10 protein-coding genes are annotated in these 13,864 nt (G+C 39.8%); 2 read left to right on the forward strand and 8 right to left on the reverse strand.

The window, feature by feature from the left end:
• Positions 1 to 28: 28 nt before the first annotated feature.
• From PR767_RS05535 to PR767_RS05565, 7 genes are all read right to left on the reverse strand, one after another.
• Positions 29 to 1,933 carry a bifunctional 5-dehydro-2-deoxygluconokinase/5-dehydro-2-deoxyphosphogluconate aldolase gene (locus PR767_RS05535; protein WP_272519995.1) on the reverse strand — a complete coding sequence of 635 codons (1,905 nt, stop codon included), beginning with the start codon at positions 1,931 to 1,933 and terminating at the stop codon, positions 29 to 31.
• 25 nt (positions 1,934 to 1,958) lie between these two features.
• The gene (locus PR767_RS05540) at positions 1,959 to 3,092 is read right to left on the reverse strand and encodes a Gfo/Idh/MocA family protein (RefSeq protein ID WP_004913299.1); all 1,134 of its coding nucleotides are present in this window, start codon (positions 3,090 to 3,092) and stop codon (positions 1,959 to 1,961) included.
• A gap of 316 nt (positions 3,093 to 3,408) precedes the next feature.
• Positions 3,409 to 3,837: a PTS sugar transporter subunit IIA gene (locus PR767_RS05545; RefSeq protein ID WP_004262128.1), complete on the reverse strand. Its 429-nt coding sequence runs from the start codon at positions 3,835 to 3,837 to the stop codon at positions 3,409 to 3,411.
• A gap of 54 nt (positions 3,838 to 3,891) precedes the next feature.
• The gene (locus PR767_RS05550) at positions 3,892 to 5,298 is read right to left on the reverse strand and encodes a sugar porter family MFS transporter (protein WP_004913304.1); all 1,407 of its coding nucleotides are present in this window, start codon (positions 5,296 to 5,298) and stop codon (positions 3,892 to 3,894) included.
• 392 nt (positions 5,299 to 5,690) lie between these two features.
• Positions 5,691 to 6,677, reverse strand: a complete 987-nt coding sequence (gene iolG / locus PR767_RS05555) for an inositol 2-dehydrogenase (RefSeq protein WP_004262138.1) — start codon at positions 6,675 to 6,677, stop codon at positions 5,691 to 5,693.
• Between the two features lie 582 nt (positions 6,678 to 7,259).
• A complete protein-coding gene (gene iolD / locus PR767_RS05560) occupies positions 7,260 to 9,197 on the reverse strand; it encodes a 3D-(3,5/4)-trihydroxycyclohexane-1,2-dione acylhydrolase (decyclizing) (protein ID WP_110732113.1) in 1,938 nt (645 codons plus the stop codon).
• Between the two features lie 12 nt (positions 9,198 to 9,209).
• Complete coding sequence (locus PR767_RS05565; RefSeq protein ID WP_004913311.1) at positions 9,210 to 10,721, reverse strand: CoA-acylating methylmalonate-semialdehyde dehydrogenase; 1,512 nt, start codon at positions 10,719 to 10,721, stop codon at positions 9,210 to 9,212.
• A 393-nt stretch (positions 10,722 to 11,114) separates the two neighbouring features.
• Here PR767_RS05565 and PR767_RS05570 point away from each other — a divergent pair, with 393 nt between their 5' ends.
• Both PR767_RS05570 and PR767_RS05575 read left to right on the forward strand, forming a co-directional pair.
• Positions 11,115 to 11,951 carry a MurR/RpiR family transcriptional regulator gene (locus PR767_RS05570; protein ID WP_004913314.1) on the forward strand — a complete coding sequence of 279 codons (837 nt, stop codon included), beginning with the start codon at positions 11,115 to 11,117 and terminating at the stop codon, positions 11,949 to 11,951.
• 232 nt (positions 11,952 to 12,183) lie between these two features.
• Positions 12,184 to 13,179, forward strand: coding sequence for a hypothetical protein (locus PR767_RS05575; protein WP_004913317.1), 996 nt, complete (start codon positions 12,184 to 12,186; stop codon positions 13,177 to 13,179).
• Between the two features lie 110 nt (positions 13,180 to 13,289).
• Here the strand turns inward: PR767_RS05575 and PR767_RS05580 are convergent, their stop codons facing one another.
• On the reverse strand, positions 13,290 to 13,544 hold the full coding sequence (locus PR767_RS05580; RefSeq protein ID WP_004913320.1) for a helix-turn-helix domain-containing protein: 255 nt from the start codon (positions 13,542 to 13,544) through the stop codon (positions 13,290 to 13,292).
• Positions 13,545 to 13,864 lie beyond the last annotated feature (320 nt).

Consider the following 13,864-nt stretch of genomic DNA (forward strand, 5'->3'; position numbering starts at 1 on the left):
TGAAGCTCCTGTGTAGGTAAAAGTAATATTATTTACGCTGACGCCATAGGGCTATCAGGTTTAAGTAATTAGTTTTGATTTTCTGAACCAGCTCATCGTCATTGATTTCACCTTTCATCCACTCCAACGAAGGCTTACCAAATAAGGTACGACCAACAGCAAATCCTTTGACGATGGATTTTCCAGCTGCGGCATTAAAACCCGCTTGTAACTCAGCTTGTGGCGCATCAAGCCCTAAGAGTACGACACCGCGGCAATATGGGTCACGCTCTTGAATCAATCGGTCAACCGCATCCCAATTTTCTGCTTGTAGTGGTGGTAATTTCCACCAATCAGGCTTGATACCTAAGTTATAGAAGCGTTTGATTGCGCGTAAATACAGCTCATCATTGCGTTCCATATCTGCGGGTAATATCACTTCAAGCAATAATTCATGACCTGATTGGCAGCAAGCGCTGTAAACTTCTTGAACTGTTTTTTCTTGCTCTAAACGCAGGGGATGGTTGTCTTCTGGATGGAAAAATACCAAACATTTCACAATATGCTCTTTTGGCCAACTGATCAGCTGAGAACCGATATTGCCATGTTCTAAGCACAATGGTCTTGATGCCGGTAGCTCAATTGGACGGCCTATCCACCAACCACGACCAGTCACGTCATTCAATACGTCTTGGCCAAAGGTACTGTCGCAAAGTAGCCCTGCTTTACCTTGTAAATTTGCTTCTTGCGCCACTTCACTACTGGCACGGAAAATCAATTTCTTCAGATAAGGAATACAAGAAATATCAGCACCAGCATTACGAGCCATATCAACAAATTGGATGCGATGGTCGAATGCCATAACACAGAGCTCATTCCACTGTGTGCGACGTGAAGTCACTCGATGCAGATGGTTGAGTATAGGATCGAGATCTGGACGTGGTACTGCCACAGCACGTTCAAGGTAATTATCTAACTCGATTTTTGTTGGCATTGCAGGCGCACAGCCATGGCGAGAAACCACTAAAGCCCCACAAGCGTTCGCATAAGCACAGGCTTTTTCCCAACCATCACCGTTTAAATAACCGCGTAGTAGACCAGACATAAATGCATCGCCAGCACCTAATACGTTAAGTACTTCAACTCTGACACCATGAACAGTGATCCCTTCGTCCAAGGTTTCGGGGATTGCACCGCTAAATACGGAGCAGCCAAGAGAGCCACGCTTGCATACTAGTTCTGCATCCGTTAATTGACGGATATTTTTAAGGGCTTGAACGGTATCCGTTGTGCCACCAGCAATGTGGAACTCTTCTTCGGTACCTACAATCAGGTCAAACTGCGATAATACTTCTTGTAGCTGCGCAGTCACGCTATCAGACGCAATAAAACGCGTTTCACCATCACCGAGAGACGTTAACCCCCATAAGACTGGGCGATAATCGATATCAATGGCTGTTTTGACGTTATTACGTTTAGCATATTCCAATGCTTTCAATACCGCCGCGCGGGTTTTCGGATTAGATAAATGCGTTCCTGTAATTGCCAAGCAACGCGCGGATGCAATATATTCTTCCGTAAAATCATTTGGCGTAATCGCCATATCTGCACAGTTATCACGATAGAAAATTAATGGGAAAGTATCCTGATCTTTGATCCCTAAGATAACTAATGCCGTTAATCTGTCTTTGTCTGTAATAAGATGGCTGGTATCACAGCCTACCCGCTGTAATTCCTCACGTAAAAAGCGTCCCATGTGCTCATCCCCCACACGGGCAAGCATTGACGATTTTAATCCTTGTATTGCAGTGCCGAATGCCACGTTTCCAGAAGAGCCGCCTAAATATTTGGCAAACGAACTCACATCTTCTAAACGAGAACCTATCTGTTGTCCGTACAGGTCAACGGCAATACGGCCCATACAGATAACATCTAACTTCTTCTGCTTATCCATTAATTACCCCTTAACTACAACAGAATTAATTGATTTCTTTAACGTTAACCCAACGTTGTTCATCATATGAACGTGCTATCGCGTCTAATATTCGTGATACTTTCCAGCCCTCTTCAAAATCAGGCCACATTGGCTGCCCTGTTGCAACGCCATCAATTAAATCACGCACTTCAACTGTTTTTTGGTCATTAAAGCCAATACCATGGCCTGCACCATTACAAAATGGCGCATAATCCGGGTGCTCTGGCCCCACAAAAATGGTTTTAAAACCTTGACGATTGCTAGGTTCATCATGACGATAGAGCTTTAGCTCTGCCATTCTTTCTTGGGTGAAAGACAGTGTTCCTTTGGTGCCAGTCACCACATAAGTTAGCCCCATTTTACGGCCAGCTGCGATTCGTGAAGTTTCTATGACACCCATTGCGCCACCAGCAAAACGCACCATGGCATGCGCCTGATCTTCATTTTCAACCGTAACCATAACGGCTGAACCCGCTTTTTCTGGACGCTGTTTAATGACAATTTCCATATCACCACAAACGGTTTCAATATCCCCTACGAGGAATTGCGCCATATTAATAATATGTGCAGATAAATCACCCAGGGCACCTAGGCCAGCTTTTTCTTTAAAGCAATGCCAGTGAATCGGCGCGCTAGGGTCAGCCATATAATCTTCATTATGGGTGCCATAAAAATGGATAACTTCTCCAATTTCACCATTTGCAATGATTTCTTTGGCTAGCTGAGAGGTAGGGTTTTTCATATAATTGAACCCCACTAACGTTAAGACTCCCGCCTTTTTAGCCGCTTCGACCATTTCTTTGGCATCTTCAGAATTGAGCGCTAATGGTTTTTCGCAATAAACGTGTTTACCGTGCTTAATTGCCTCCATTGCCATTTCTTTGTGCAGGAAATTAGGCGAACAGATATCCACCACGTCAATATTTGGATCTGCAACTAATTTTCGCCAGTCATCGGTTGCACGATTAAATCCCATTTCCTGAGCTCGGGTCTGTGCTAACTCAGGGGTAATTTCTGCTATCATTTCACGAACCAATTTTCCCTGTAATGGAAAAACGGTTGCTGCTTGTGCATAAGCAATGGCATGAGCTCGTCCTATATAGCCAGTACCTATCATCCCGATACGGATCTCTTTCATCTGTTCTACCTCTCGCTCATTTTCTGTAACACAATGGCTGGCCTAATACTTGTTCCAGATTTTTATTTCAATAATCATGTTATACGGAACATTCGTTTCATTATCAATATTATTAGGAATATTAATTTCATTATGTGATCCAACGTTAACTTTTAATGTAATTAGCTAATATATAAGAAAATAATTATTAATTTCAGAGAGGATGAAAACAATAAAGAGGTAATAACCTGGAATGAAATGAAATAGAATAACCAAAGATGAAATTTATTGAGTATGGGATCAGGTAAAGATCCCATACTCGCTTCAAAACCCAAAGCTAGCGATGAAGAATGCTTAAAAATTCTTCTTTACTTGACGTCAAAGACAATGCATTGGCAATAAACTCATCACTGAAAATCAGTGCAATTTCCCTAAGTACATCAATGTGTTCCCTTGATTTTGCAATCACACCTATTGCGATAAACATCACATTGGTTCGGTCCCATATCACCCCGTCAGGAAATTGAAAAATTTCAACACCGGTATGCAAGATAATATCATTGGCGGACTTAGGTAGATGAGGCAACGTAATGCCATTCCCCAAGAATGTTGATATTTGTTGTTCCCTTTCCGTTAAGAAATGCACACAATCCCTATCAACATAACCTTTATTTTTAAATTCCGTACCCACCATTTTGAGTACTTCAGCTTTATTTCTTGCCTGACAACCTAAATGCAAATTACTTGTGGTTAGTTGTTCTATCATATCCAACCCTCGATTAAGTTAATTAGGTATATTCACACCACCAATAAGTAATAATTACATTGATGAGAGCTCTTCTTCTAGTTGTTCTAATGATTTGTTTGATGTTTCTGGTAATAACTTCACCACAAAAACGATAGCTAAGTAGTTTATTACCGCAAAAATTAAGAATACTGGACCTAAACCAAGTTCTGCTTGTAATACAGGGAATAAATAACTCACAATCGCATTCATAATCCACATAAAGAAGACTGAGATCCCCATAGATAACCCGCGGATTTTAAGTGGAAATAGCTCTGCAAGTACTACCCAAGTTAAAAAGCCCATTGTTCCTTGCATAACCCCAACAAACACCGCGCCAAGTAACCAAATTAATGTTGCTTTAACATCCCCGGTTAAGAAGTAGTCTGTTGCTGCAATTAATAAGTGTAACGATGCCATTAGAGCAAAACCACCAACAATCAGTGTCTTACGTTTAAATCGGTCAACAAGGAATAGTACCCCTATCACCATACCACCAACAGAAAAAACACCATTTAATACGTTGAAAACTAAAGAAGTTTGTTCAGAAAAACCCGCTGTTTTGAGAATTTCTGTACCATAATACATAATAACGTTAACCCCAGTCGTTTGCTGTAATGCCGCCCACACCATCCCAATTAATACCAATTTAAAAATCCAAGGCGTATTAAAAATTAAGGCTAAATTTTGTTTATTGGCATTCGGATGACGTTTAGCTTCCGCAGCTTCAACATCTAATAAGGTCACGATATCTTCATATTCTTGAATAGCACGTTTTTCAGGGCGAATTTGCTTTAAAATTTTCAGCGCTTCTTCACGACGGTTTTTACTCATTAGCCAGCGTGGGCTTTCAGGCGCTTTCCACATACCAAATAATAGGCACAATGCAGGTACCGCCTGCACTAACAACATATAACGCCAGACATCCGGTAGATGACCCCAAATAGAACCGATAATCGCATTGATAGCAAATGCCGCTAGCTGCCCGATAACAATAGCAACTTCATTGAGTCCGGTAAGTTTTCCCCGCATTTCAGTCGGGGCCACTTCCGAAATAAATGTCGGTGCTGTCACTGAAGCCCCGCCCACCGCAAACCCCAATATAAACCGAGCAATAAGAAGAACTTCAATGTTTGGAGCCGCCGCAGATAAAAATGCCCCAAATAAAAACAGAAATGAGAGGTAAAGCAAATAAGTACGGCGCCCGACAAAGTCTGCTACACGTCCACCACAAACACTGCCTAATGCCGCGCCCACTAATAGGACACTCATTACCAGCCCTTCCGTGGTTGGCGTTAATCCCATGTTTTCTTTCAGTGATGAAAATGCACCGTTAATGACACCAGTATCATAACCAAATAGTAATCCACCAAAGGTTGCAACCAAGGTTATTTGGTGCAACCTTTTTCTCTGTTGTTGATTGAGATTCATGATTAATGACATATTATTACCTTATTATTTGAATCATTATGTCTTACCAAAAAAACAATTTTTCAATATTTAAATAAATGTTTAATGTTAAATGTTAAATAATGAAATAAGTTTCTGGCACTCTGGTTTGAATCGCTACTTTGCTAGCTTTAGGCCTGATCGATAAACTCTTTGAAAATAGTTTTCGCGAATTTAAAACGATAAATACATCAGTTAAATTAAAGAAAGTAAGATTATAAAAAGCCTCAATTAATCTCAGAATATTGAAAGCCTAAAGAGTATTAAATAAAAGTAAGGTCAGTATTTTATATACTCATTGATAAATGAATATATTTGCTATTGCGGCTAAAAATACATTTTTAACCGCAAGTCTATAATTAAGTTAAATAGTATTACCGCATTAATTACAATTTAACTTCTTTACCCGTTTTTAATGATTCCAGCGCTTTGTCTGCAAGATATAAAGCCAATTCACCATCGGTACCTGTCGTTTCAGATTCCGCACGGCCTGCTAAGATATCAACAAAATGCTGCCACTCTGCTTGGTATGCTTCATGGTAACGTTGTAAGAAGAAATACTCTGGCTTGGCAGATAAACATCCAACTTCGCTTAACAGCGCAACACTGTTCTCTTTAATATTACCTGCCGTTAATAAGCCTTTTTCACCATGTAATTCAATGCGTTGGTCATAACCGTAACCTGAACGACGGCTGTTAGAGATGGTCGCCATTGCGCCTGATGGAAATTTTAAGATAATAAATGCAGTATCAATATCACCTGCTTGGCCGATAGCAGGGTCAACAACATTGCTGCCTTGTGCGTAGACAGAGCAAGGCTCTTCGCCAATCATAAAGCGCGCCATATCAAAGTCATGAATCGTCATATCTCTGAACATACCACCGGAGACTTTGACGTATTCCGCAGGTGGTGGTGACGGATCACGAGACGTGATAATTAAAGATTCTGCTTTACCAATAGCGCCTTGTTGGAATAAATTTTTCAAGTGGCGAAATTGAGGGTCATAGCGACGATTAAAACCAATAAACAGTGGAACATTATGTTCTTTCACGCTTTTTAAACACTGTTTCACACGCTCAAGATCAAGATGAACAGGCTTTTCACAGAAGATCACTTTTTTATGTTTGGCTGCGAGTTCGATTAAATCAGCGTGAGTATCTGTGGCTGAAGCGATTAAAACCCCTTGTATATTAGGGTCTTGCATTGCTTCTTCTGTCGTCTGTACTTTTGCTTGGTATTTTTCAGCCAAGGCAACCGCATTCGGTTGATAAGGGTCGATGACAGAATAAAGTTTGGTTTCTTTATGGCCGGCAATATTAACAGCATGAACCTGTCCGATACGTCCTGCGCCGAATAGTGCTATATTGAACATTCAAATGCTCCTTGATACCTTAAATCCACTATTTGGATATTACGGAATATACCAAATAAAACGTTCATTTCAATTTATAATTTTTTGAAAATTATATTTTTGGGCTCTAGATAACAAATGTTATATTAAAGTGTATTTTTAGTGTTATTCAGATCACAAATTGACAATGCAAGCGAATAGCATTTAACAATAAAGTCTGTGTTTGTTGGCATATTAAATTTCCATAACTTCTTTTTTTGTTCTTTCCCTACCTCGCAATAAAACATATATTTCAATAAATAAATTTTTAAACTATAAAAACCATAAAAAAACCCAGCCAAAGCTGGGTATATAATCCAAAATGATTCGAGTTGTGTTGGCGATGAGCGTAACGCTATCCCCATTTAACTTGAAGTATGACGAATATAGAACGGCAAGTGATAACCACTATGCAAATAAAAACCAAAGCAATCCCTGCTAAGTTTCCAGTAACTACCCTACTTAGTTACACATCTGACTCATTAAGAAAACGAAAAACATTCCTCGACGGTAAAACACCGTCGAGTTATTTTGACACTATAAGGCACTAGCGCAATATGTTGATTAATAAAGACGAACTTTATGTTCAACCATCTCTTTAATTTTTTCAGCGGAAGCAACTATTTGAGGCTTTTTAGAAACTTGAGCCGTTCCTGTGCGCCACCAAGCTTCATAACCATCGGTCATTGTTTTCGGAAGTACTTTAATATCAATCAATACACAGCCCGAATGGGACTTCGCGTCTTTCAGTGCAGCAATCAATTGTTCCTCATCATGTACCCGATAACTTTTACAGCCATAGCTTTCTGCGTTTTTAGCAAAATCGACCTTCACTAACGGCCCATCCATCAACCCCGTCTGTGGGTTTCGATGCCGGTTCTCTGTACCAAAACTTCCCATGCCTTGGCTCATCTGCAGATTATTAATACAGCCGAATCCCGCGTTATCAAACAATAAGATGGTGATCTTAATATTCTCCTGAATCGCAGTTTGCAGCTCACTGTGTAGCATTAAATAAGAGCCATCTCCGACCATCGCATAAACAGGTTGTTTTGGCGCAGCAATTTTAGCCCCAACAGCAGCGGCAATTTCGTACCCCATGCATGAATAGCCATATTCAAGGTGGTATGTATCCCGTTGTTTTGGTAGCCAAATACGTTGTAAATCACCCGGTAATGAACCTGCAGCCCCGACAATAATGGCATCGTCTTCCATGTATTGCTGCATCAAGCCTAGCACCCGTGTTTGCGCCAATTCTGTACCAAGCGTTTTACGGTACTCTTCAAGCTTGTCATCAAGATGGCCTGCAATTTCAGGGACAAAATCTAATGGCCGATACTGTATACTAAACAAGCGCTCCAGCTCATTTTTCCACTGTTGTTTAGCCTGCTGAATTTCATCCCCCCACTGAGCTTCATAGTGAGAATCTTTCAATTTTACACTCAGTGCTTGTAACGCTTCTTTGGCATCTGCGACCACTTTCAATGCATCTAACTTACTTGCATCAAACTCCGCAACATTGATATTTAAGAACATCACATTCGGATGACTAAATAACGACTTAGAGGCGGTGGTAAAATCCGTAAAACGAGTCCCCACACCAATCACTAAGTCGGTTTCTTTAGCCAACAAATTTGCCGCTAACCCACCTGTTGTACCAATTCCGCCCATATTCAAGGGATGACTAGCAACGATGGCACTTTTACCTGCTTGAGTTTCGCCAAATGGAATACGGTAATCTTCCGCAAATTGCAAAAATGCGTCGTGAGCTTCGGAATAACGTACCCCACCACCACAGATGAGCAATGGTTTTTTCTTGCCACGAATTAAATTTACGGCTTCTTCGATACTCACCGTTGTCGGTGGTCTACGTTCAATACGATGGATGCGTTTTTGGAAAAAATAATCGGGGTAATCCCACGCCTCGCCTTGAACATCTTGAGGTAGGCAAATGGTTACCGCGCCAGTATCCGCAGGGTCAGTTAACACTCGCATGGCATTAACCATCGCCGCCATCAGTTGTTCAGGCCGTGAAACCCTATCCCAATAACGTGAAACCGGGCGAAAACAATCATTAGTACTGATAGTCCCATCACCGTATTGTTCGACTTGCTGCAGTACTGGGTCGGGCTGACGAGTCGCAAAGGTATCCCCTGGCAACAATAATAATGGAATACGATTGGCAGTTGCCGTTGCTGCTGCGGTAATCATATTTGCGGCACCGGGGCCGACTGAAGATGTCACAGCAAAAATTTGTTTACGTTTTTTTTGTTTAGCAAAACCCGTCGCAATGTGCGCCATACCTTGCTCATTACATCCTTGATAAACGCGTAGATGACCAGGCGCTTCTTCAAGCGCCTGACCTAAACCCACAACATTACCATGGCCAAAAATCGTAAATACTCCCTGAATAAACGGATATTGCTCACCATCAACATCAACGTATTGTTGGTTTAAAAATTTAACCAACGCCTGAGCGGTCGTCATTTTCTGCTTATTCATACGGGTCTCCGTTTATTCCATGGTTGGCATTGTGAAACTACTTTCATGGTGCTCTAAGCGAACACTGGCAGGCCAACGGCTAGTGACTGTTTTCATGCGAGTATAGAAACGAACACCGTCATTTCCATGTACATTTAATGGACCAAAAATAGACCGTTTCCAACCACCAAAACTGTGGAATGCCATCGGTACTGGAATAGGTATGTTAATTCCGACCATTCCCGCTTGAACATTTTCTTGGAATTCGCGCGCTGTTTCACCATCACGGGTGAAAATAGCCGTTCCATTACCATATTCATGTTGGTTAATCAGTTTCAAACCCGTTTCAAAGTCTGGAACTCGCACTACGGCTAATACAGGCCCAAAAATTTCTTCTTGATAAATGTCCATTTCAGGCGTGACATTATCAAATAATGTTGGCCCTACAAAATAACCATTTTCGAAGCCTTTCACTTTAAAGTCACGGCCATCGACCAATAACGTCGCACCTTGTTTTTCGCCACTGGTAATATAGTCACAGATTTTGGCTTTATGTTGCGTGGAAATCACAGGTCCCATGTCATTTTCTTTACCGTCAGTAATACCAGGACCCACGGACATTTTGGCAATTTGGCCTTTCAGGTTAGCAATGAGCGCATCTGCCGTTTCATCACCGACAGCTAAGACGACGGATAATGCCATGCAACGTTCACCTGCAGCACCAAACGCAGCGCCCATAATAGCATTAGCTGCCTGCCCCATGTCTGCATCAGGCATTAAGATACAATGGTTTTTCGCTCCACCAAGTGCTTGGCAACGCTTACCATGAGCGGATGCCGTCGTGTAAATATATTCAGCAATAGGCGTTGAGCCAACAAAACTAACGGCTTGAACTTCTGGTGCAGTTAAGAGCACATCAACGGATTCTTTGTCCCCTTGAACAACATTAAATACGCCATCAGGTAAGCCAGCTTCTTTTAATAATCTAGCTAATGCTAATGCTAATGAAGGATCTTTTTCTGATGGTTTTAAAACAAAGGTATTACCTGTTGCAATAGCTACTGGGAACATCCACATCGGTACCATTGCTGGAAAATTAAATGGCGTGATCCCCGCACAAACACCCAAAGGCTGCATTAATGAGTGGCTATCAACACCTGTAGCAACATTGGCTGAGTGCTCACCTTTTTGTAAGTGAGGAATACCGCATGCAAATTCAACGACTTCCAAACCTCGGGTTAATTCACCTACCGCATCAGAAAAAACTTTACCGTGTTCTCTTGAAATTAAACGCGCCAGCTCATCCATATTCTCTTCAAGTAAAGCTTTAAATTTGAATAAAACCCGAGAACGTTTTAGGGGAGATAGTTTTGACCATTTAGGGAATGCTTTATTCGCAATCTCAATGGCTTTTTTTGTTTCATCGGCACTGCTGAGTACAACTTGAGCAATTTGCTCCCCCGTTGCCGGGTTGAATACAGGCGCAAAACGCCCACTTTTGCTGGATACTATTTCACCACCAATGAAATTATGAATCTGTTCCATGTTGCCTCTCTTTAGCTGACAGAGTTACCTTGTTACTCAATGTATATGAAATATTTGTTTCATTTACAACTAAATTTGAAATAACATTCAATTTATGTGATCTAGACAAAGTTTTTGTGAAATTTTAATCGCGACTAAAAAAATACCAATCCTAAACTTATGTCCATCACCTATTTATTGGCTATTTTGCCGTTGTATTGAGCTAAACATGGCCTTCTTTCAATCAAGAAAATAAGAGAGCAAATTGATGTAAGCTGTTCAATTTATTATCCCAAATTCAAATTATTTCACGATCCTAAAAAAAGAAAATTTTTAAATATGAACTAAGTGTTTCAAAAAGATTCGACTAACGCTGTAAAACAACTACAATTAGAGCCAAATTCTGGAGGTTATATGTCAAGTGCATCAAATTTAAATGAGTTTCAAGAGCAAGTTCGCTCACGATATGACGAACTAAGTAAACGGTTACAGCAAGTGGCACGCTATGTATTAGATAATACGAATAGTGTGGCATTTGATACCGTTGCCGTCATTGCAAAGGAAGCTAAGGTTCCGCCTTCGACGCTGATCCGCTTTGCAAATGCTTTTAATTTCAGTGGGTTTAATGAAATGAAACAATTGTTTCGTATGAACCTTGTGGAAGAAACGGCCAGCTACACAGATAGAGCCCGTATGTTTCGTGAAATGGATGGTTCCCAAGAACTGAGTGATGACCCCTCACAAATTTTGAAGGAGTTCGCTCATTCTAACGCCCAAGCGTTACAACAAATGGCAGCCAGAACCCCTGCTGAAGATATTGAAAAAGCCGTATCACTTTTAGCGAATGCACAGAATATCTACATTATCGGTTTGCGTCGTTCATTCAGCGTTGCAACATATTTAAGTTACGCACTTAGCCATTTGGAATGCCGCCCTGTCCTTATTGATGGTCTTGGTGGAATGTTCAAAGAGCAGATCAGTCGGATCAGTGAAAACGACGTTGTAATTTCAATCAGTTTCACACCTTACGCCTCGGAAACTGTCATGGTAAGTGAGAAAGCGGCTCAAGCGGGTGCACAGCAAATCGTGATTACTGATAGTCAAATCAGCCCATTGGCAAGTTTCAGTGATGTTTGTTTTGTTATCAAAGAAGCCCAAGTAGATGCATTTCGTTCGCAGTCAGCCACCTTATGTTTAGCACAATCACTAACCGTTGCATTAGCCTATCGTCAAGGCAGCAGCTTAGTCTAGTTATACGGCTCTGTAATTAAACACCTCCATTAATTCAGAGCCCCTTCCTACCTTTTCCCTGATTAACATAAACGTCATTATTGAATACTAATTAAGTTTCATCTTTTTCTTTAATTTGTGAATCCCATCAGAAAATACAAGTTCTAAAATAACAATAAAATGAAATTATTATTTCACCCTGTTATGTTGGAATTATATCGCGTGTTAGATAAACCAAGAATAAGGGCTAAGCATGTTAAATACACACTTTCTTTATTTACTCGGCCACCTGCGTTTACTTGAAGAACAGCATTCTGTCACGTCAATTAATCGTTCTGGTATTGGTTTAATCGGCACTGCACCTTATAACCAACTTTATATAAATGCGATAAAATGCTGCACCCATCATAGTGAGCTAAAGTCAATTTGCCATTTGTCCCCATCTCTTCCTTCTATGACTGACTTCATGTGCCAAAAGAAAAAAATAGAAGCGCTAATCAACAATGATGACGTTGATTGCATCATAGTGACATCCACTTGTAGTGATGAATTACTAAAGTTTGCTATTCAGACAGCGGTAACTGCTGGAAAAGATGTTCTATTGAATGATATCCCTAACTTTAGTGAAAGCGAACTGAATGAAGTATTAAAGCAAGCCATGCGCCATGACGTATTTATTGACTACAACCAACCTTTGAGCTCTGATAACCAGTTCAATCAAATAAAAGCATCTTTAATGCCTAAACATGGTAGCGAAACAGGGTTATTACGTATCACAACACACCGAATAGTAGAGCCAGAAAACCAACTACCATTCAATATATTACGAAACACCATCACAAAGAGCATAGAATTATTGTTATCACTAATGCCTGATTTTGTCCTTTCACTTCCTTCTATTCAGTTCTCGCATCCCTTCAATCAAAGAGCCGATGGCGACGTCTTAATAATTAATTTACGCCAAGAAAACGGTTTATTGGTTTCATTTGAAATCTTTTTTAATACAGGAAAGATCTCAGACAAACTATCATTGAAGCAGTGCAATAACCGCTATGAGGTAGAGAAAAAACTTTCTTTTAATGAAAAATATCAAGAGGTTAATCAAGATAATTTCATTGTAAAGCAACTTGACCAATTTGTTTTAAGGCTCAGTAGTAATACAAAATTAGCTAAGATTAATCAATGGAGCCGCGCTAATGAGCTAACAGATAAAGTAATAAAACAGTTAAATATCTATGGATATATTTGATTACCATAAAATATAAAGATTATTCTGATAGAAACAGAACACATTATTATATTAGTGGGTTATATAATAATACTCTAAAATTTAATGTAACATAATCAAATTACTTATAATCAGTGTATTAACCTACACGTTCCACTATTTACATTGACAATCCCATATAAAAAAGAAGCCGGGTCAACATTGAAGAGGTATGCAAATTGGAATAATGAATCAACATCAATACAACTCTCTCCTGTCTCAAATCGATTCATTTCTTCTTCTGTTACACCGATTAAACTCGCCATTCTTTCTATCGATATTTTATGGTTTTCTCGTTGTTTTCGGATTTTTATCCCTAGCATTTTAGCAATACTTTCTTTCCCCATAATAACCTCTACTAAATATTAAAATTAATATAATTAACCGGCGCGTAAATTATCACCAACCATAAATTTATAAATTGACTTAAAATAATAAAACCCTAATTAAATAAGTCATTTAAAGACCATTCATTTATGATTTAAAAAACCAAAACATTAGCTAACTTACTGATATAAAAAGGCTAGATGATTTTCATCATTACATTTAACTCGTGAAGCTGGTCACATTATTTAATCTCACTATCAATAGTTAAATTTACATTATTATCAGTCGACGACTAAAAGTTGTATTTTCAAGTTAACTAAAATTCTAGCTTAGCTCTTCA

It is taken from the genome of Providencia sp. PROV223 (genome assembly GCF_028479245.1).
Classification (GTDB): domain Bacteria; phylum Pseudomonadota; class Gammaproteobacteria; order Enterobacterales; family Enterobacteriaceae; genus Providencia; species Providencia rettgeri.